At 42.0% G+C, this 19031-nt stretch carries 21 protein-coding genes; 10 read left to right on the top strand and 11 right to left on the bottom strand.

The genetic code is table 11. The features are described 5' to 3' along the window. Window positions 1-9 precede the first annotated feature (9 nt). Window positions 10-864: an MFS transporter gene (locus tag SJY38_RS18940; protein ID WP_377110587.1), complete on the top strand. Its 855-nt coding sequence runs from the start codon at window positions 10-12 to the stop codon at window positions 862-864. Here SJY38_RS18940 and SJY38_RS18935 read toward each other — a convergent pair. Both SJY38_RS18935 and SJY38_RS18930 read right to left on the bottom strand, forming a co-directional pair. After that, window positions 842-991 carry a hypothetical protein gene (locus SJY38_RS18935; RefSeq protein ID WP_377110586.1) on the bottom strand — a complete coding sequence of 50 codons (150 nt, stop codon included), beginning with the start codon at window positions 989-991 and terminating at the stop codon, window positions 842-844. The genes SJY38_RS18940 and SJY38_RS18935 overlap by 23 nt on opposite strands. 397 nt (window positions 992-1388) lie before the next feature. After that, entirely contained in the window at window positions 1389-2363 is a 975-nt protein-coding gene (locus SJY38_RS18930; protein ID WP_377110585.1) for a transposase, read from the bottom strand. A gap of 172 nt (window positions 2364-2535) precedes the next feature. On the opposite strand from SJY38_RS18930, the gene SJY38_RS18925 reads away from it, so the two are divergent. Beyond that, window positions 2536-2868 (top strand): gamma-glutamylcyclotransferase, encoded by a 333-nt coding sequence (locus tag SJY38_RS18925; RefSeq protein ID WP_029771802.1) that lies wholly within the window; start codon window positions 2536-2538, stop codon window positions 2866-2868. 44 nt (window positions 2869-2912) lie between these two features. Here SJY38_RS18925 and SJY38_RS18920 read toward each other — a convergent pair whose 3' ends face one another. Continuing rightward, a complete protein-coding gene (locus SJY38_RS18920) occupies window positions 2913-3593 on the bottom strand; it encodes a hypothetical protein (RefSeq protein ID WP_377110584.1) in 681 nt (226 codons plus the stop codon). 107 nt (window positions 3594-3700) lie between these two features. Between SJY38_RS18920 and SJY38_RS18915 the strand changes: the two genes are divergently transcribed. Continuing rightward, window positions 3701-4576, top strand: coding sequence for a LysR substrate-binding domain-containing protein (locus SJY38_RS18915; RefSeq protein WP_377110583.1), 876 nt, complete (start codon window positions 3701-3703; stop codon window positions 4574-4576). 75 nt (window positions 4577-4651) lie between these two features. On the opposite strand, the gene SJY38_RS18910 is transcribed toward SJY38_RS18915, so the two are convergent. Further along, window positions 4652-6733, bottom strand: coding sequence for a TonB-dependent siderophore receptor (locus SJY38_RS18910; RefSeq protein ID WP_377110582.1), 2082 nt, complete (start codon window positions 6731-6733; stop codon window positions 4652-4654). Window positions 6734-6901: 168 nt separating this feature from the next. Here SJY38_RS18910 and SJY38_RS18905 point away from each other — a divergent pair, with 168 nt between their 5' ends. The 5 genes from SJY38_RS18905 (at window position 6902) to SJY38_RS18885 (ending at window position 11129) form a co-directional block, all read left to right on the top strand. Then, complete coding sequence (locus SJY38_RS18905) at window positions 6902-7525, top strand: fused MFS/spermidine synthase (protein ID WP_004586267.1); 624 nt, start codon at window positions 6902-6904, stop codon at window positions 7523-7525. Further along, entirely contained in the window at window positions 7518-8402 is an 885-nt protein-coding gene (locus SJY38_RS18900) for a spermidine synthase (RefSeq protein WP_377110581.1), read from the top strand. The genes SJY38_RS18905 and SJY38_RS18900 overlap by 8 nt, the downstream gene beginning before the upstream one ends. A 120-nt stretch (window positions 8403-8522) precedes the next feature. Further along, entirely contained in the window at window positions 8523-8996 is a 474-nt protein-coding gene (locus tag SJY38_RS18895) for a MarR family transcriptional regulator (RefSeq protein WP_054982034.1), read from the top strand. An 8-nt stretch (window positions 8997-9004) separates the two neighbouring features. Then, window positions 9005-10069, top strand: coding sequence for an HlyD family secretion protein (locus tag SJY38_RS18890; protein ID WP_054982035.1), 1065 nt, complete (start codon window positions 9005-9007; stop codon window positions 10067-10069). A gap of 10 nt (window positions 10070-10079) precedes the next feature. Beyond that, complete coding sequence (locus SJY38_RS18885; RefSeq protein WP_004586263.1) at window positions 10080-11129, top strand: DUF2955 domain-containing protein; 1050 nt, start codon at window positions 10080-10082, stop codon at window positions 11127-11129. Window positions 11130-11210: 81 nt separating this feature from the next. Here the strand turns inward: SJY38_RS18885 and arfB are convergent, their stop codons facing one another. Next, on the bottom strand, window positions 11211-11624 hold the full coding sequence (gene arfB / locus SJY38_RS18880; protein ID WP_024033019.1) for an alternative ribosome rescue aminoacyl-tRNA hydrolase ArfB: 414 nt from the start codon (window positions 11622-11624) through the stop codon (window positions 11211-11213). 193 nt (window positions 11625-11817) lie between these two features. Between arfB and SJY38_RS18875 the strand changes: the two genes are divergently transcribed. Continuing rightward, window positions 11818-12390, top strand: a complete 573-nt coding sequence (locus SJY38_RS18875) for a short-chain dehydrogenase (protein WP_377110580.1) — start codon at window positions 11818-11820, stop codon at window positions 12388-12390. Window positions 12391-12479: 89 nt separating this feature from the next. On the opposite strand, the gene SJY38_RS18870 is transcribed toward SJY38_RS18875, so the two are convergent. From SJY38_RS18870 to SJY38_RS18850, 5 genes are read right to left on the bottom strand one after another with little or no spacing between them, the layout of a single operon-like run. Further along, window positions 12480-13226 carry an SDR family oxidoreductase gene (locus SJY38_RS18870; protein WP_377110579.1) on the bottom strand — a complete coding sequence of 249 codons (747 nt, stop codon included), beginning with the start codon at window positions 13224-13226 and terminating at the stop codon, window positions 12480-12482. 10 nt (window positions 13227-13236) lie between these two features. Beyond that, window positions 13237-13941 (bottom strand): histidine phosphatase family protein, encoded by a 705-nt coding sequence (locus SJY38_RS18865; protein ID WP_377110578.1) that lies wholly within the window; start codon window positions 13939-13941, stop codon window positions 13237-13239. Further along, window positions 13941-15014 (bottom strand): phosphotransferase family protein, encoded by a 1074-nt coding sequence (locus SJY38_RS18860; RefSeq protein ID WP_377110577.1) that lies wholly within the window; start codon window positions 15012-15014, stop codon window positions 13941-13943. The genes SJY38_RS18865 and SJY38_RS18860 overlap by 1 nt, the downstream gene beginning before the upstream one ends. 12 nt (window positions 15015-15026) lie before the next feature. After that, window positions 15027-15848, bottom strand: a complete 822-nt coding sequence (locus tag SJY38_RS18855) for an SDR family oxidoreductase (protein WP_055254307.1) — start codon at window positions 15846-15848, stop codon at window positions 15027-15029. 9 nt (window positions 15849-15857) lie between these two features. Next, window positions 15858-17078 carry an acyl-CoA dehydrogenase family protein gene (locus SJY38_RS18850; RefSeq protein WP_377110576.1) on the bottom strand — a complete coding sequence of 407 codons (1221 nt, stop codon included), beginning with the start codon at window positions 17076-17078 and terminating at the stop codon, window positions 15858-15860. Between the two features lie 115 nt (window positions 17079-17193). On the opposite strand from SJY38_RS18850, the gene SJY38_RS18845 reads away from it, so the two are divergent. Continuing rightward, window positions 17194-18102, top strand: coding sequence for a LysR family transcriptional regulator (locus SJY38_RS18845; RefSeq protein WP_039037314.1), 909 nt, complete (start codon window positions 17194-17196; stop codon window positions 18100-18102). A 55-nt stretch (window positions 18103-18157) separates the two neighbouring features. Here the strand turns inward: SJY38_RS18845 and SJY38_RS18840 are convergent, their stop codons facing one another. Next, window positions 18158-19030 carry a bile acid:sodium symporter family protein gene (locus SJY38_RS18840; RefSeq protein ID WP_377110575.1) on the bottom strand — a complete coding sequence of 291 codons (873 nt, stop codon included), beginning with the start codon at window positions 19028-19030 and terminating at the stop codon, window positions 18158-18160. Window position 19031: the final 1 nt, after the last annotated feature.

Below are 19031 nucleotides of genomic sequence, written 5' to 3'. Positions count from 1 at the left end.
GGAATAGCGTTGTGTGTTTTACCCGCCGGTGAATTAGCACGAAAATATGGCCGGCGTGCAGCCTTTATGGCAGGCACTGGCGCGGGTGTTTTAACCGGATTATTAGCGGCTATTGCGTTGTATATAGACAGCTTTTGGCTGTACTGTTTGTCTGCGCTATTGGGCGGCGCTTATGCGGCAGTGGCTTTGTCATTTCGGTTTGCTGCAACCGATGGCGTGCCCGAAAATAAACGCCCGCAAGCGCTTTCTATGGTAATGGCCGGTGGCGTAGCTGCAGGTGTTATTGGCTCGCAGTTAGTTACGCATACCATGCACCTGTGGTCAGACAAAATGTTTGCTGCCACATTTATTGCGCAAGCCATTGTCGCGGCTCTCGCTGGTGTTATTTTGTTTGGCGTTAAATTGGCTAAGCCTTTAGCAAATCAAGCATATTCAGGAAGACCATTGAGAACAATTGCTTTGCAACCACGATTTATAAGCGCGGTTATTTGTGGTGCAGCATCGTATATGGTGATGAACTTTTTAATGACATCGGCACCTTTGGCAATGCATATGTACGGGCATAGCCAAGAGTCAGCAAACTTAGGAATGCAGTGGCATGTTATTGCTATGTATGCACCTAGCTTTTTTACCGGTAAGCTCATTGCACGTTTTGGGGCTGCTCGTATTTCTGTTTTTGGTATTATTTTAACTGCAATTTCAGCAGCTATAGGCTTTTTAGGTGAAGGTGTATATCACTTTTACGCGCTATTAATTTTGTTAGGCATAGGTTGGAACTTTGGCTTTTTAGGGGCATCCGCATTAGTGCTAGAAACGCACAAGCCAGAAGAAAAAAACGTGCTCAATCGTTTAGTGACTTTATAGTGTTTGGCTTAATGGCGGTAGGCTCTTTTTCATCAGGTGGGTTATTAAGTGCGTACGGTTGGCACACCGTTTTATGGGCGTCGTTTTTGCCTTTATTACTGGCCGTTATTGTTTTGATATTAACCAAAAAATGCCAAGCCAATTTTAGCGAGCAAGCTTAAACACACTAACTGCCCTACAAGCCGCTTTTATTAGCAAGCTAAAGGTTATTAAGCTGCTGGCAAAATTGCCTTACTTTTAATTCTTGTAGCGAGGCTGTTTTATATGAAATATAAACTCAATTAAAATGACACCCATCTTAAATTCTTCACAAGAATATAATTTATTTAAGATGACACCCACTTTAATTATTTCAAAAAATCGACTTAATTAAATGCCTAATTTAAAAACACGTAAGCTCAAGGCATATTAAAAGGTATATACTGCGGTTATTTTAAAAATGTGCTGCTATTTATGTAGTTAACTAAATTTAGGGCACGCTGAAACCAGCATTTAGGCTGTTTTTTAAATGAAAGAAGGGTTTTTTAGGCTAGTAGCTTTTCGCAATTACTAAAATTAACTCGTCGCTTTTTATTTAAATGCTCGCAGTAACCTACATGTGATTGCGGCTTACCTACAGCGCCATGAAATACGCGTGTAAAGTCTTTAGTGAGTTTTAACCAATTCTCTGGTGCTACGTTTACTCTTTCTAATAAAGGGAGCTGTGTGTTTTCAATAAAACCTGGTTTGTCATCGCGAATAATACGGCCTGTCAGCTCAATTAATTCGAGGTAACATTTAAGCTCAAACGGTAAACCTTTAGGCATAAATTTACAGGGTTTACCTGCAAATTTTAAAAGTTGTTTGGGTTGTTTTGCGTTTTTAGCGCCCTGAATGCGCTTTTGCACGCTGGTGAAGTTTGAGCACTCGGGGGTTTTAGCTACTTTTGCTCTTATTGGGTTTAAATCAACGTAAGCCATGCAAGCTGCAAGGGCTGCTTCATCAAGGAGAGCTTGTGATTTAAATCGCCCTTCCCAAAATCGGCCAGTGCATTTATCTTCTTTATTTGCTTTACGAGCAATGTGTTCGTTTAAAACGCGCATAAACCAGCTAATGCTAGATAACCTTTCTCTGTATTGAATAATAGTTTGGCTTAAAAAGTATCGCTCTGTACTGCTAAGCGCCTCACCTTGTAAAAATTTTTGTGTAAGGGGCGTGCCTTTACATAGCTTATGCCAGCGTAGCAATATAGCCTTGTCATTCAACCTATTCGCTTTTTTATCATCAACATAAAGCACAATATGCGTGTGATTACTCATAACTGCGTAAGCACATATATCAATACAAAATATTTTAGCGAGGCTAAATAGCTTTTGCTCTACCCAGCCCCTTCGATGTTCGTAGGATTTACCCGTTAATGAATCCTCGCCGCATAGATAGGCATGGCGTACACAGCGCGAAATACAGTGATAATATTTTGTATCTGCCAAACTGATTTGGCGTTTTCTTGCAATAGCCATGTAGCACCTAGTTTTTGATGAACCAATTAAAAAAGTAGATGCTTATTGCGTAAAGTGCAAAAATAAAGGTGGGTGTCATTATAAAAGTGAAAGTTTCACTCGGGATTTTTTTCATATTTAGTTAAGCTTTAGCTTAGCTAAACATAATCATTAGCCTAATTTAGGAGTTTACGTGTTAGAAGCGTTATTTGTTTATGGTACCTTGTGCCCAGGGCATCCGAACGAACATATTCTTGCCAATATTGGCGGTACGTTTGAGCAAGGCAGTGTAGTTGGCAATTTAATTAACGAGGGCTGGGGCGCCAAAATGGGCTTTCCTGCACTGGTATTAGACGAAACAGGCCAAGAGATAAATGGCTATGTGTTTAGCTCAACTAATTTAAAAGATCATTGGCATGTGCTCGATGAATTTGAAGGCGATGCGTACTCACGCATTTTAACGCAAATAAAATTGTTAAACGGCGAATACGTTCAGGCAAATGTATATGCTCTTAACGTTAAGTAATTTATATAGCAGCGCTTTTTAAGCTAAAGCGCTGCTATGATTTTTTAATTAACTGCAAAATCGCGAGTTTCTAAATAGCTTGGTACGCTTTTAAAACAGGCCTTTAGCTTACTTGCAAGCGCTGTGGTTACTGGCGCATCACATTTTAACTGGCCATTATATTTTCCGTTAGTTAGTGCTACTAAACTGAGTGAGTCATAGCTTGGTTTACTTTGTATTTTATGAATTACCAACCCCTGCTCTGCTGAAACCTTTATTAAATTAAACTCTTCTTTTTCAGGTTGTGTTATAGCGATCTTTTTTACATATAACGGATTTTTAAAGGTCAGCTTTGTTGAAAACAAAGCCGTACCTCCGCGCTCAAAATGGCCATTAAACACAGTGGTATTTAACGTGGGTGTCAGCTTATTTATTAATAAATTTAAATCAAATTTGGTTGGTAAAATGGTGATCTGAGTTTGTTTTGTTAGTGACTCGTTCAGTGCTTTTTTGATTATTTTAAGATGGGTGTCATTGGTAGTTACTTCGTACACTATTTGGTAGTTGTGTGGGGGGGCGTATAAAGGCATGTGGCTGGCAAGTACTTTATCGCCGGCTAATATAAGCGCCATGCCATGAAACCCCACATAGCTGTGGGCTTTATGTGTGTTGTGTGCCTTGTGCTGAGGGTCGCTTGCTAGTGCTGCGCTTGAAAATAAAATAAAAATTAGCAGTATGTGTTTCATGTTAATGCTCAAAAATAAATATAGCGTCACTATAAGCTGATTTATATGTATAAATAATCGATAATAAGTTATTAGTTGTTTCCTGTTAATCAATACGGTTTGGCGCTATGCATTTAGATGACATTGAAAAAGTAATTCATATGGCGAGTTCGCAAAATCTGCACACAACCGCTAAGCATTTTAATATTACCCCAGGTGCGCTGTCTAAAACGTTAAAAAAGGTTGAGGCAAACTTAGCCACGGAGCTGTTTAATCGTGTGGGCAAAACCTTAGTACTTAATGATAAAGGCAAAGAGTTTGTTAAGTACAGTAGTGATTTAGTTCATAATTACCAGCAGCTTACTAGCCGCTTTAAAAGCAATAATCATAAATTTAATGCGGTTATTGCAGGCCCAGCCATTTTACTTAAAAGTGGCTTAAAAAAGTTACTTACCCCCCTTAGCAACCTGCCCTGTTCGGTACGTATTAATAATGTGTTTGAAGGTGAAGCCATAAGCCAAGTTGCATCAGGCGCTGCGCATATTGCGCTAGTAACTCGTGAGGCATTAAATAACAGCTCACACGCTAATTTAGTGGCGGTTGATGTATTTAATACTGGGTTTAGTGTGGCTGCGCATGCTTCGCATCAGCTAGTACAAACTGGCTCTTTAACGCTTAATAAAAATCAATTACTAGAGCTTGCTTTTGCATGCCCATTGTTTTCACCCCTGTGCGGCTTAGAGCAAGGTATAGGCTCCGACGGCTGGCAAGATGATATTGCACCGCGCAATATTGTATTTAGATGTAGCGATTACAGTGCATTAATAGAGGTGGTTCAAAGTGGCTTGGCCTTGGCGTATTTACCTAACTTTGTGATTGATGATTTAGGGCTTACAAAATTAACTGTAAAGGGGGTTAACAGTCACTACAGTGAAAGCATTGTAATGATATACAAACCTTCAAAGGCCGATGGTTGGCTTAATAAACTTATGCACACTTTATAAATGGGCTTAAAAATATAAAGCGCCTTAACCACTACATTAAGACGCTTTAGGATGAAAACTTTAATTTGCTAGCTATTAAAAATTATACGCTAACGACATTTTAAATTGAGTTGGCGCACCTGGGTAAACCCATAAAGCGTTGTAGCTGCTTTCGGCGTAATCTTCATCAAAAATGTTATTAACACTTATATTAAGCTCGGTTTGATCGGTTAAGTTAACGTTGCCAAACACGCCTACTAATTGGTAGCTCGGTAACCTAAAGCTTAAATCGGCGGCATCACCTAAACGGCTGCTGGTGTATTGGTAGCTTGCACCAAACTCAAGCTCTTTACCCATTAACGCTGTTTGGTGGCTAAGCGTAAGGTTTAAGTTATTTTTTGGTACATTAACCAGCGGGCTGCCTTTTTCAATTGGCACGCCCCAATCTGCATTTATAATGTCGTTTGCAGTGGTGGCATCTATATAGGCGTACGATAAGTTAAGCGCGGTTGCATCAGTAATATAGGTGTTTAAATCAAGCTCAAACCCTTTACTATCGGCTTTACCAATAGGCGCTGAAAAACCAACGTTTACAGGGTCTGCCACTAACATGTTACTTTTAGACGCATCAAAAAATGCCACAGTACCGTTTATGCCTAAGTATTCAAACTTAGCGCCAACCTCAAACGAGTCACTGTATTCAAAGCCAAACGGGTCGCCGCTTGCATCTGTGCCGCTCAGTGGTAAAAAGCCTTCTGAGTAACTGCTGTAAAAAGTGATTGCGTTATTTAGCTCGTACACTACGCCAACACGAGGGCTTACTTGGCTTTCAGAGCTTGTTGAAAACACGCCGCTGTTGGTTTCTAAAATATCTTGGTCTACGCTGTCAAACCTTAGGCCCACTAATAGCTTAAATTTGTCGGTAATATCCATTTGGTCTTGAACATAAATACCGTACGCCTTTTGCTCTTCGTCGTTTTCGTAAAGCAGGCTTACTGCTGGGCGTTCTACATCGTAATTTGGCTCAAAAATATCAACGGTATAAGTGCCGTTACCGCCTCGATAGCGAGAAAGCGCAGTGCGTAAATCGTACTTGTATGCATCGGCACCTATTAATAAATGGTGCGTAATACCGGCTGTGTCTACACTGCCGCTTAGCTCAAACTTTACACTTAAATCTTCTACTTCGTAGTCGCGATAACGCTGCTGGCGAGTAAGTGTGCGGCCATCATCAAATAGCGATTGGCGCGATGGCGAAAGCTCAGCATCTGACGAAAACCCCGTTAACGTAGAGCTGCGGTAGTTTGCACCGGCCACTAACGACCATTCATCGTTAATATCGTGATTTAAAGTAATTTGGTGCCCGCGTGAATACACCTGCGTGTCGCCATCGTTTGGGTTACCTAAATAACGCGAGCTTGGTACGGTCTCAAAATCGTTATCGAGTACGACAACACCACGGTCAAATAACTGCGCTAAATCTACGTATTCAAACTCATAAGTCACACTGGTTGATGCGTTTATTTGATGATAAATAGACGGCGTAACTACCTTTTTATTGGTGTACACCTCATCGCGGTAGCTGTCGCTATCTTGCCACGCGCCATTTATTCTAAACGCGGTGGTATCGTTAATGCCGTTTGTGTAATCGCCTTCAACGCGATTAAAACTGTCGCTGCCTAAGCTTAGTTTTAGCTCACCTTGCGGCTCAAACTGTGGCTTTTTAGTCACAATATTTACAGTACCGCCGGGCTCTGAGCGCCCATAAAGTGCTGAGCCTGGGCCTTTTAGTACTTCAATGTAATCAATGTTAGATACATCACGCGGGCCGCTAAAACCACGCCCACCGCTAAAGCCATTAATTAAATAGCCCGATGGCATGTTTTCGTTACCCGAAAGGCCCCGAATAGAAAAGCTATCCCATAATGCGCCACTGTTATTTTTGCGCGAAATACTGGCCGAAAAATCAAGCGCGTCTTGTAATTTAGTAATGCCTTTTTGATCAAGCGCAGCACTGCTAACACTTACAATAGATTGCGGCATTTGCTTTTGAGGAATGTCGCCACGGTATGCTTGTTTATAAGTAACCGATATTTTTTCAATTTCGTCGTTTTGCTCTTGCGCCACTGTTTGCGCACTTAAGCCTAAGCAGGCTAAATATATTAAAGAATACTTCATGATAGTAGGGAAATCGAAGGTGTTATATTATAACAACAAGTTTAACATGCGTTACTTTATAACAAAACAACTTTTTAAAAAATCACAGAGCGATTAATTAATGCACTAGCGACTGCCCTGTCATCACGTTAGTATGGAGATCTCTTTAGGTTACATAACGATAATTACATGAGTATAAAAACAAACGCGTTAATCTATTTTTTAGCCTTTTGCAGTGGCTTTTGCATTATGGGTATTGAGCTATTAGGCGGGCGTATTTTAGCGCCTTTTTTTGGCAGTAGTGTGCACATTTGGGGCAGCATAATTACCGTATTTATGCTTAGCCTTTCTTTTGGGTATTTACTTGGCGGTAAGCTAAGTACTAAAAATGCATCGCTTACAAAATATGGCTTAATATTTTTAACTGCCAGTATTATGGTGGTGCCTATTGCGCTTTTTTCGCAGCCAATAATGGAATTTATTTTTACCCACATTGAAGATACACGCTACGGCTCGTTACTTGCCTCTACGGCTTTGTTTTTTATTCCTACCGTTATTTTAGGCATGATCTCGCCTTACTCGGTGCGTTTATTAGTCACCGACAGCCATAAAAGTGGCCAAGTTGCGGGTATTTTATATTTTGTAAGCACGTTGGGCAGCGCCTTAGGGACTATTATTACCTCGTTTTACTTTGTACTGGCGTTTGATGTAAACACCATTATAAGTGCCTTTGCGTTAACCTTGGGCCTGTTAGGCGTGCTGGCAATTACTGTTAATAGCCTTGCTGGTAATAAGGAGCTTGCCCATGCGTAACTGTTTATTATTTTTAGCGGTACTGTTTTCGGTTGCGGCGCACAGTAATGTAGTGCATGAGGAGCGTTCTTTATATCGCAATATTATTGTTGATGAAACACATGACCTTCGCTGCTTAAAATTTAATACAAAAAGTAGCCAAACCAGCCAAAGTTGTATGTACAAAAACAACCCCGACAAACTGGTTTTTAACTACACAAAACTTACGTTTGCCAGCCTTTTAGTAACCGACAACCCTAAAAATGTGCTTATTATTGGCCTAGGTGGCGGTACGCTTTCTAATGTCATTCATGCGCTTTACCCTGCAGCTAAAATTCATAATGTTGAAATAGACCCAGCAGTGTTAAAAGTAGCCCGCGATTACTTTAACTTTATAGAAACCGATAACGTTACGTCAAGCGTGCAAGACGGGCGTATATTTATAAAGCGCGCAGCCATTAAAAAGCAAAAGTACGATTGGATTATTCTTGATGCGTTTAACGGCGATTATATTCCTGAGCACTTACTCACCAAAGAGTTTTTTGAAGAGGTAAAAAGCGTATTGGCCGAGGGCGGTGTAATTGCCGCTAATACGTTTTCGAGCAGTAAATTATACGAACATGAGTCGGCAACTTACCACGCCGTGTTTGGCGATTTTATTAACGTAAGCCGTGCTAATCGCTCTAACCGTATTATTTTAGCGGGTGTAAACTCTATGCCTACTGAGGCGCAAATTAATCAGCGAATTAAAGCACTTAACCCGCGTTTAAAAAAATACGATGTAGATTTAAAAGCAATTAGTACCTATATGCAAAGTACCAAAAACAAGCAAGATTGGCCTGCCAATACAAAAGTGCTTACCGATCAGTACTCCCCTGCTAACCTCCTTAATTTTTAAATCCACAAATTTATGTAGCCCCAGTTTTGGGGCTTTTTTTATTTGCAACACCCCTCAATATTTACTTAGCACGCTAACTAATGTTAAAATACTTAGCATGCTAACTAATTTGAGGTGGTTATGACTACTCAAAAACCTTTTCACGAAACGCTCGATTTAACCATTATTGGTAACATGGGGCGGGTTCATAGGCTGTGCCGCGAGGCCATCACTTTAGCTGTAGAACCTTTAGGGCTTACGCAATCGCGCTGGACGGCGCTAACCCATATAAATATGTTGGGCGAGGGCATAACGCAGCTTGAGCTTGCGCAGAGTTTAGGAATAGAAATGCCCTCGCTTACTCGCACATTAAAGCAATTAGAAGAGCAGCTATTAATTACCCGTAAAGTTGATGAGCACGATAAACGCAGTAAAAAAATTTACTTTACCGAGCAAGGTGGGGCAATTTTACAGTCGCTAAACGAAAAACTCATTGATATTAAAAGCCAGCTATACAGCGGGCTAAGCACACAGCAACTCGATGCGCTTGCTTATGGCATCGTCAATATGGAAAAAAACGCACTAAACTGTATTAAAAATCAAAGTAAAGAGTAAGAGAGACAATGACACCAGATCAAAAATTTACTCGTTATGTAAGGCTTTCGTTAGCGGGTTTTGTTGTTATATTTATTTACTATTTAATTGCCGACATGTTTATGCCGGTAACGCCGCAAGCGCGGGTTTATCATCCTGTGGTGCAAATTGCCCCGCAAATAAGTGGCCGTGTTACTAAGGTATTGGTTAATAATAATCAAACCGTAAAAGCTGGCGATGTATTGTTTGAAATAGACTCAGGCCCGTATAAATTAGCGCTAGAGCAGGCACAGCTCGCCCTTGACGACGCTAAATTACAAAACAAACGTTTAGATACCAATGTAAAAGCACTGGAGGCGCAAATTTCGGCGGCCAAGGCAAAGCTGCACGAACAGCAATTACTAAATAACCGTGGCGAAGCATTATTTAAGCAGCGCTCTATTTCAGAGCAAGAGCTTGAAAGCATTAAAGCTAACTTTGAAGCAAGTAAATCAAATGTCGCCTCATTAGAAGCGCAATTGGCAGAAGCAGTACTTGCCCGCGGCGAAAGCGGCGCGCAAAACTTAGCGCTTCGCCATGCTGCAAACCAATTAGCACAAGCCGAGCTTAACTTATCGTACACCCAAGTACGTGCGCTAAGCGCTGGTGTGGTTTCTAACTTACAACTACTTGATGGCGCATATGCGGTAGCGGGTAGCCCGCTTTTAGCTATTGTGGCTAATAAGGCCGACCTTGTTGCCGATTTTAGAGAAAAATCATTACTAAATATGAAACCTGGTAGTTTGGCGCGAGTGGTATTTGATAGCCGCCCAGGTGAGGTTTACAACGCGCATATAAGCACGTTTGAGGCAGGCGTAAGCGATGGGCAACTCAGTGCTAATGGCTCGCTTAGTAGTACCGAAACCAGTAATCGTTGGGTGCGCGATGCTCAGCGCCAGCGTATTCATTTAGTGATGCCAGATAACGCTAAATTAATTGCTAATATGCCAAGTGGTGCGCGTGCCACTGTGCAACTATTGCCAGAGTCAACAATCGGGCAATGGTTAGCGTCGGCTCAAATTAGGTTTATTAGCTGGCTACACTACATTTATTAATGGAGGCCGTATGACTCAAGCTGTTAGCCAAGCACCGCAATTAGACTCAAACGGTTTACGCCAAGCGCTGCGCATAGCCGGTGGCTGCACCATAGGGTTTACTATTAGTAAATTAATGAACTGGCCATACGGTATATTTTTTACTGTTTACCCTATGTTGCTACTTGGTTTAGTGCCGGTGTTAAATAAAAGCATTGTGCGCCAGTTTTTAGCCAGTGCCGCCATTAGTATTCCAATGGTTTTAATTATGCAGGGCTTGTTTTCGCACCTTCCGGTACTGATGACCATTATTGTATTTTTAGCGTTTTGCTTTTTGTTTTATCAAATGAGCTCAGGTGCGGCTTTTTTATTTGGCGCACTAGGCGTGGTTGGGTTGTCGATTCAGCTGCACTTTTCAAGCTATGTAACCGGTACAAGTAGTGTATACCCGCTTATTTTAAGTAATGGTTTGGCTACTGTTCTCTCTATTGTTATTGCGTTTGTTATGCATGGTGTTTTTCCTGATGTAACCGCGCGTGCCGTGAGGGCGGTACCCGCTAAAGCCAAAGAAAGCATTCGCCATGAGGTATTATTATGCGCAACGGTTGCTACGCTTTCGTTTGTGGCGTTTCAAGTCCTCGATTTACAAGATTCAATATCGGCGCAAGCCTCATCGGTATTAATTTTGTTTTCGCTGTGCTGGAAAGCCGCAGGTATGGCCGGTTGGCAGCGCGCTATTGGTACATTAATTGGCTGTAATGCCGCGCTGTTGGCGCAAGTGTTATTGTATAATCACTCTGACTTTTTATTATTTCCGGTGCTTATACTGTGGACGTTATCGTTTGTATTTAGCCGTTTTCATATTATTGGTGGCGGCGCACCGGGCATAGGATTTGGTGTGTTAACCACGTTTGGTATTTTGTTTGGCAACTCACTAGGCCCCGGGCAAGACCTTGTTTATAGCGCCATGTATCGCTTTAGCTCTGTTGCGGTGGCTATTGTGGCCAGTTTATCTGCGGTGTATGTAATGCACCATATATTAAATCGCTTTAGTGCCACCCGCCATCATACCTACGAATAGCCCACTCACGCCTACGGTTAACTATTAGCTGTAGGCGTAAATTAAGCATACTTTACTGTAAAGCCTTATAAACTTAGTGAGTTATAACTTAATGTTACCGCGCAGGGCTTTGGTTTGCCCATGTTTGGTTTTTTTATCCATGCGCTTGCGCTGCGAGTTACGGCTTGGCTTGGTTGCGCGGCGGGCTTTGTTTACTTTGGTTGCACTTAAAATTAAATCTTTTAAACGTTTTAGTGCATCTTCTCGGTTAAGCTCTTGGGTGCGAAAGCTTTGGGCTTTAATTACCACCACGCCCTCTTTGGTGATCCGAGAGTCGTTTAGCTTTAATAGACGTTCTTTGTAAAAATCGGGTAACTTTGAGCGGTTAATATCAAAGCGTAAATGAATGGCGCTGGCTACTTTGTTAACGTTTTGGCCACCGGCACCTTGCGAACGTATAGCAGTTAGCTCTAGTTCCCATTCATCTATAGTGACAGTATTTGAAATAGTTAACATTACGTTCAGCTCTTATCGACAAAAATGCAGTATAACATTTGTAACTATATTTGTGCTGAACCAGCTTAAGTTAAAGAACTTTAAAGTATTTATACTACTTTATAGCCTAAATACACCTAATACTTTAGTTATGTATTGGCAAGCGCTTACATTTAGTTTTTAATGGCTTTAATTAAATAATAGGAAACGCCCAATGAAAAAAATAATTTTATCACTTAGCTTATTAGCAATGAGTTTTTCAAGCCTTGCTGAAGATATTAGCGAAGGCCAATTACAAAGCTACATGAAAGCACTGCCGGCTGTTTCTAGCTGGGCTAGCAGCCAAGATTCGTTAAAAAACCTAGATTTAGCAAGCATGCTAGGTGGCTCTGCTGATCAAAATGTTGAAGAGCAAAGCTCTCTTGCTAATAGCGCATTAAGCATGATTAAAGAGCAAGGTTTATATAAAAGCTTTGCCGATATTACTAACCGTTACGGTTTTTCGCCTGAAGAATTAGTATCTGTTGGCTCAGAAGTATCTATGGCTTACATCGAGAACCTTAAATCGGGTCTCTCAGCTGAAAACCAAGAAACAGCAAATAAAGTAATGGGTGGCCTGCAAAGCCTTAAAAGTGCTAAAAGCAGTGACGCTAGCTCGTTAATGGGCTCGTTTGGTAAGGCTTCAAGCGCGGCTGAAGAATCTACAGGCCCATTAGTAAGCGAAAACAACCTTGAGCTTGTGAGCGAGTACATGCCACAGCTGCAAAAGATTTTTGCACTACTATAATTTTACAAATAACCTAAACCTAGGTTAAGTAAACACGTACATAAAAGGTGGCATTTGCCACCTTTTTTAATGCCTAAAATTTAAAAACCTTACGACATTTTACGAATTGTACTCAGCGGCGCTATTCGTAAAATCCAATGCAGAAATGCCCACGGCCAGCTTGGCACAAAGCTGTTGGCTTTTTCTTTATTTATTGCTTTTACCAGTGCTTTGCAGCCAGTTTCGGTATCAACAATAAACGGCACTGTTTTTACTTTTTCGTTTATTTCGCTTCTTATAAAACCTGGGTGTACGCAGCTTACTTTTATAGGCGTGTGCATTACATCTATGCGTATGCCTTCACTTAATGAGGTAATAGCCGCTTTAGTGGCGGCGTAAACGGTCATGGCGCGCCTAAAACCACGTACAGCACTAATAGATGAAATAGTCACTAAATGACCATGGTTTTGCGCTCTAAAAATTTCCATTGCGGCCTCAGCTTGCGCAAGTGCGGCCACAAAGTTAGTTTGTGCAGTTTGTTTGTTGGCATTAAAATAACCCGTACCAATAGAAGCGCCCTTGCCCATACCAGCGTTTATAATCACTCTATCAAGGGCGTTAAGCTCATCTTTAAAGGCGTTAAATACGCTAAATACTTGCTCGTGGTCGTTAACATCAAGCACTTTTATGCTAATGGTTATATTTGGGTTTATTTGTTCAAGCTCACTTTTTAGCTGCTCTAATAGCTCAAAGCGCCGAGCACATAAAGCAAGATTACAACCTTGTTTTGCAAACTCTTTTGCCATGCCTTTGCCTAAGCCTGAACTTGCACCTGTTATTAGTATGTTTTTGCGCATAATTAGCTCCTTAGGTGTATGTAATTAATTTTTGTTGTGGGTGGCACTCTAAAAAGTGATGCTCGTTTAAACTGCTTATCGTTAATTTTTGATTTTTTCCTTTGCCGCGCGCCACTACTTTGGTTACGCCTGCGTTTACTAAGCTCCAATTAATATCAATAAAGCGCTCGAGCTTTAGCCCCATTAAATGGCTGGTTATAATGCTAATAGGCCCGCCAGAGGTGTAAATAAGTACCTTTTTACCGTGGTTTTCATTGGCTATTTGTTCAAGCGCGCCAAGTACACGGGCAGTAAATGCATTAAAGCTTTCGTTATATTGAGTGCTGTCGGGATTGAGTACCCATTGCTGTATGGCGCTAATAAATACCGTTTTAAAGTATTCCATAGGCTCGGCTTGCTTGCTAAGTGCCGCGCGAACTTGGCTTGGGGTGGCAAGCTGTGGGTTATAAACGGCTAAAATATGCTCGTGATCGTACTCGTTTAATCGCGCATCGTTTATTAATACCGGCGTATTATTAGCACTTGCTAAACTAAGCTCTGCGGTTTGATTATGGCGCAGCATACTGCCTGCAAATACAGCATCGGGCGTAAGCTGCTTTTGTGCTAAATATTCACCTAGTAGTGTGGCTTGCTGTAGCCCTTTTGTTGAGAGCGTATCGTAATTATCAGCCGAAAAACTGGCCTGCCCGTGGCGTACTAAATATAAAATACACATTAGACTTTACCTTGGTTGTTAATGGCTTTTTTACAGCGCCATAAAAGGTAATGCACAAACACCCAAAAGTGTTTAAAGGCGGGGTTTTTAGTTTGCCCATGGTGATAGCGGTAATAAATTTGCTGCACAATGCCGGCAAGTCTAAATAGCCCGTACACTTCGTAAAAGGTAAAATCATCTACGGTTATATTCATTTTTTTACAGTAGTAGGCTACTACTTCTTTGCGCGTTAGCATGCCCTCTAAGTGAGTGGGTTGGCGGCGCGTGGCTTGGGCTAAAAAGTCATCTCCTGGCTCTACCCAGTAAGCCAGTGTATTGCCCAAATCCATCAGTGGGTCGCCAAGGGTGGCAAGTTCCCAATCTAAAATACCCAGTACGTTGGTGTAGTCGTTTGCATCAAGCACAACGTTATCAAACCTAAAATCGTTATGTGTTATGCAAATACGCTCGTTACTTGGCATGTTGTTTTCAAGCCACTTAATGACTTTTTTGCCGCTGGGTACATTCCAAGTTTTGGCTTTAGTAAAGCGCTCGCTCCAGCCGCTAATTTGGCGCTGGGTGTAGCCTTCGCCTTTGCCTAAATGGCTTAAATTGGCCTGCTTGTAATCTACTTTGTGTAACTCTACTAGGCAGTCGAGTACGTTTTCGCACAGCTTTTTGGTGCGCTCGGGCGTGGGGGTTAATCCGCGTGGTAAATTTTTACGCGGAATTATCCCCGTAAGCTTTTCCATAACGTAAAAGTCGGTGCCGAGTATGTTTTCATCGTCGCAAAACGCCTCCATATTTGGCACATAGCTGTAAACTGGTTTTAGCGCTTGCTGCAGCTTATATTCACGGGCCATATCGTGTGCGCCTTTGGCTTTGGTGCCTTTGGGCGCACGGCGTAAAATAAGCGATTGCTCTGGGTACTCTAGGCAGTAGGTCCAGTTTGATGCCCCCCCTGCGTATTGAGTAACACTTGGCTCGCCAGTTAACTGTGTAAGGTGCTGTTTAAGCCAGGCATCTACTCTTTGTGTATCGAGCTCTTCGCCTTGGCGTACGTTTTTGGCTTGATCTAATAATTGTGTGTTCATTGCTAGCCTTTATTATTTTGATTTTAAACGTTGCATAGAGCGTGTTTTTTTCAGCATATTTTTAATGTACCACTCAACGGGGAGTAGTTTTTTCATTAAAAAGGCCTGTTTACCTAATTTATGGGTCAAAATTAAAAATGGGCGGTTAAGCGACTGCTGATAAATAATATCGGCAACTTGCTCTGCGTTTATGGGGGAGCGCTCAAAGGCACGGTTAAGCATGGTTTTCATGGCCGGCTCGCTGGTGCGCATGGATTCATCAAGATTGGTTTTAAAAAAGCTCGGGCACACAACACTTACATCTATATTATCGTGGGCGAGTTCGAGCTTTAGGGTTTCGCTAAAACCTATAACCGCCGCTTTTACGGCGTTATAACTGCTCATAAACGGAATAGGGGTAAGCCCAGCTTGTGAAGCTATATTAATAAAGTAGCCACCGCCTTGTTGCACAAAGGCGGGGTAAAACGTTTGGCACACCCGCACCATAGAGAGCAAATTAATATCCATAATCCACTGCCATTGCTCAAGCGATTCGCCCTCAAGCGAGCCGCCCGTGGCAACGCCTGCATTATTTATAACAATATCTACGCCCTGCCACTTGGTCTGGATAATATCGTAAAGCCCCTTTACATCTGCTTGCTTGGTTACATCACAGGCGTAAAAAAAGGCATCGCTTTTTAGTGCTTGCAGCTCACTAATGGTTGTGGCTGCACGCTCGGCGTTTATATCGGCAATACAAATTTGTAAGTTAGCGCCCAAATTACTTGCGTAACTCAGGGCTAGCGCTTTACCCAGCCCTGTGGCTCCACCTGTTATTATTAGTCGTGTTTTCATGGTGTTGCCTTAGCGGTATTTGTTAAGTTCGAGGCGCGAAACCATGCCCATATGTACTTCGTCTGGGCCATCTGCAAGGCGTAAAATACGCCCCATTGCATTAAACGAGGCTATAGGAAAGTCGCTCGACACCCCAGCGCCCCCAAACACTTGTATTGCCATATCTGAGACCATTTGCAGCATATTAGGCACGACTACTTTTATGCTCGATATTTCGGTCATGGCGTGTTTAACGCCTTGAGAGTCTATTTTCCATGCCGCGTGCAGGGTTAATAAACGAGCTTGGTCTATCGCCATACGCGCTTGCGCAACGCGTTCTAAATTACCGCCTAATTTAAGTAAGGGTTTACCAAAAGCGCTGCGCGACAGCCCGCGCTTAATCATGAGCTCTAAACAGCGCTCTGCTGCGCCAATTGCGCGCATACAATGATGAATTCGCCCAGGCCCCAAGCGCCCTTGTGCAATGGCAAAGCCTTTGCCTAACCCTAAAATAAGATTTTGTTTTGGTACGCGTACGTTATTAAACTCCATTTCGCCGTGGCCGTAGGGGGCATCAAAATCGCCACAGGCACTTAGCATACGCTTAATGTTTACACCGGGTGTGTTTAGCGGCACAAGTACCATTGAATGCTGGCTGTGTTTATCGTTTTCGGGATTAGAAAGCCCCATAAAAATAGCCACCTGGGCATTAGGATGACCAAGGCCAGTGGTCCACCATTTTTTGCCATTTAAAATAAGCTCGTCGCCATCAACATCTATGGTTGCTTGCATGTTTGTCGCATCTGATGAAGCGACATCGGGTTCGGTCATGGCAAATACTGAGCGAATATCGCCATTTAATAATGGGGTTAACCACTGTTGTTTTTGCTCATCGTTTGCAAAATGATAAAGCACTTCCATATTGCCGGTGTCGGGGGCATTACAATTAAATATTTCTGAGGCAAATAAACATTTACCCATTTGCTCTGCAATAGGGGCGTACTCTAAGCAGGTTAAGCCTTTTGCTAGTTCTGCATCGGGTAAAAATAAGTTCCACAGGCCAGCGGCTTTTGCTTTAGTTTTTAATGGCTCAATGTGCTCACTTAGTTGCCAAGTGGTCCAATCGTTTGAATTATTTTTAGCATGGTTATGCGCAACTACTGCTTGCTCAATAGGCAATACGTGCTCATCCATAAAGGCGGTTACCCGCTTTAGGTAGTCTTGGCTTTTTTGGCTTGGCTCAAAGTTCATTAGGGTTGCCTGTTTATTTTTTAGTTAACCCAGCATAAAACATTCGCCACAATGAATTAAATGAAATATATTACCAGTTAAGTGTGAATTACATTCATAGTTTGAGTGGGTAATAATGATTGAAGCTAAAAATATTCAGCAGTTAGATTTAAATTTACTTAAAATATTTGAATGTCTATACCGTGAAAAAAACATGAGCGAAACCGCAAAGGTGCTGTACATAACACCCTCAGCAGTTAGCCATGCTATAAAACGTTTGCGCAGTGTATTAAACGATCCGTTATTTGAGCGCCAAGGGCAATTAATGCTCCCCACCCCTGCGTGCCAACGTATGGCACCCGAGCTAATAGATTTACTCGAAAAATTACGCCAAGTGCTACAAGCCTGCGGTGATTTTAATTTAGCGACCACAGCGCAAACTTTTAAAATAGCCCTGCACGATGCAATAGAGCCTATTGTTTTGCCTAAATTGCAACTTGCACTGGCAAAACATGCTCCCAATGCAAGCTTAGCGAGCGTAAAATTAAGCCGTGAAGATATGCATAAGCAATTAGCTAATCATCAAATAGATATGGCAATTGATGTAGCACGGCCAATAAAAGCGCCCATTAGCCACGCTGTTCTCTCAAGTGATCACTTTTGTGTACTCATGAAAAAAAACCACCCGCTTAAAAACCAACTCAATATAGACAATTATTTAGCGGCTAAGCATGTTGCGGTATCTAATCGAGCAACCGGTACTGTTATTGAAGATATTGCGTTATTGCAATTGAGTTTTAATAGGCAGGTGGCTATACGTTGTCAAAATTATTTTGCCGCGAAAGAGGTAATAAAAGACGCGCCATTTTTACTCACCCTGCCCTCTATGGTGGCAAGCCAACTGCTAGACGACACGCTAATAGCACGGCCAGTACCCACTACTATGCCTGCTATTTATCAGCATTTATATTGGCATCAAAGTACTGATAAAGACGACGCTTTAGTATGGTTACGCGGGCAAGTACAGCACATTTTTAAACGTTAATAGCTATAAAAAAAGCGCCAAACTTAGTGAACTAAATTTGGCGCTTCGCGTTTTTTTAAGCGTTTACAAGGCGTTTGTTTTTAAACTTAAGCCCAGCAATTAATAACAGCGGCCCAATAAACATGGCAAGGCCATATACACCGCCTGGTACTGCGTATTCGGGCTTATTTAAAAAGCTTATAGCAATTAAAATAGCCAACGATGCGTTTTGAATACCCACCTCAATCCCAAGTGTTAGTGAATCGGTCAGGTTAAGGTTTGAAAGTTTAGCTATGAGCAAGCCAATGACCATTGAGCCAATATTTAATGCAAGGCAGGCCCAAAATACAGCATCAAACGAGCTTGCCAGTAAGGCGCGTTCTTTTATTACTAGCGCGGCTATCATGGCGAGCATAAAAAATAACGAAAAACGCCTAAAAAACGGCTCGCTTTTAATCGCAAATTCGCTTTTAAAATGGCGCAGGCTTATCCCTATGGCTACAGGCACTAATGTAATGACAAACAGCCCAAGCGATGTAGTTAATATAGAAAAGTTAGCATCGTCTTGCGGCGCAAATTGGTGCATGGCAAAGCCAATAATAAACGGGGTGGTAATAATGCTAATAGCGGTTGAGGCAGCGGTTAAGCTTACCGAAAGCGCTAAATTAGCCTTTGCCAGCTGGCTCACTACGTTTGACATAGTACCACCTGGGCACGCGGCTAAAATCATTAACCCTATTGCTATAGGCGTGGGTAAATTAAGTAAATAACACAAACCTAAAGCCAGTAGCGGCATGGCAATAATTTGGCCTAGTAAGCCCATAGCAATTGCTAAGGGCTTTTTAAAAAGCCGCGTAAAGTCGCCAACTGTAAGCCCAAGCCCCATGCCAAACATAATAAGGGCAAGAGCGAGTGGGAGTATGATTTCTGTTAAAAATGATGCGTTCAAA

This window comes from Pseudoalteromonas sp. R86517 (assembly GCF_042466295.1).
Taxonomy (GTDB): domain Bacteria; phylum Pseudomonadota; class Gammaproteobacteria; order Enterobacterales; family Alteromonadaceae; genus Pseudoalteromonas; species Pseudoalteromonas atlantica.
Note: the sequence above shows the minus strand (reverse complement) of the source record. Positions and strands in the feature narration are given on the sequence as shown.

Coding starts and splice junctions, on each gene's coding strand:
- SJY38_RS18930 (WP_377110585.1), bottom strand. CDS start 2,363: ATGGCTATTGCAAGAAAACGCCAAATCAGTTTGGCAGATACAAAATAT.
- SJY38_RS18920 (WP_377110584.1), bottom strand. CDS start 3,593: ATGAAACACATACTGCTAATTTTTATTTTATTTTCAAGCGCAGCACTA.
- SJY38_RS18915 (WP_377110583.1), top strand. CDS start 3,701: ATGCATTTAGATGACATTGAAAAAGTAATTCATATGGCGAGTTCGCAA.
- SJY38_RS18910 (WP_377110582.1), bottom strand. CDS start 6,733: ATGAAGTATTCTTTAATATATTTAGCCTGCTTAGGCTTAAGTGCGCAA.
- SJY38_RS18905 (WP_004586267.1), top strand. CDS start 6,902: ATGAGTATAAAAACAAACGCGTTAATCTATTTTTTAGCCTTTTGCAGT.
- SJY38_RS18900 (WP_377110581.1), top strand. CDS start 7,518: ATGCGTAACTGTTTATTATTTTTAGCGGTACTGTTTTCGGTTGCGGCG.
- SJY38_RS18895 (WP_054982034.1), top strand. CDS start 8,523: ATGACTACTCAAAAACCTTTTCACGAAACGCTCGATTTAACCATTATT.
- SJY38_RS18890 (WP_054982035.1), top strand. CDS start 9,005: ATGACACCAGATCAAAAATTTACTCGTTATGTAAGGCTTTCGTTAGCG.
- SJY38_RS18885 (WP_004586263.1), top strand. CDS start 10,080: ATGACTCAAGCTGTTAGCCAAGCACCGCAATTAGACTCAAACGGTTTA.
- arfB (WP_024033019.1), bottom strand. CDS start 11,624: ATGTTAACTATTTCAAATACTGTCACTATAGATGAATGGGAACTAGAG.
- SJY38_RS18875 (WP_377110580.1), top strand. CDS start 11,818: ATGAAAAAAATAATTTTATCACTTAGCTTATTAGCAATGAGTTTTTCA.
- SJY38_RS18870 (WP_377110579.1), bottom strand. CDS start 13,226: ATGCGCAAAAACATACTAATAACAGGTGCAAGTTCAGGCTTAGGCAAA.
- SJY38_RS18865 (WP_377110578.1), bottom strand. CDS start 13,941: ATGTGTATTTTATATTTAGTACGCCACGGGCAGGCCAGTTTTTCGGCT.
- SJY38_RS18860 (WP_377110577.1), bottom strand. CDS start 15,014: ATGAACACACAATTATTAGATCAAGCCAAAAACGTACGCCAAGGCGAA.
- SJY38_RS18855 (WP_055254307.1), bottom strand. CDS start 15,848: ATGAAAACACGACTAATAATAACAGGTGGAGCCACAGGGCTGGGTAAA.
- SJY38_RS18850 (WP_377110576.1), bottom strand. CDS start 17,078: ATGAACTTTGAGCCAAGCCAAAAAAGCCAAGACTACCTAAAGCGGGTA.
- SJY38_RS18845 (WP_039037314.1), top strand. CDS start 17,194: ATGATTGAAGCTAAAAATATTCAGCAGTTAGATTTAAATTTACTTAAA.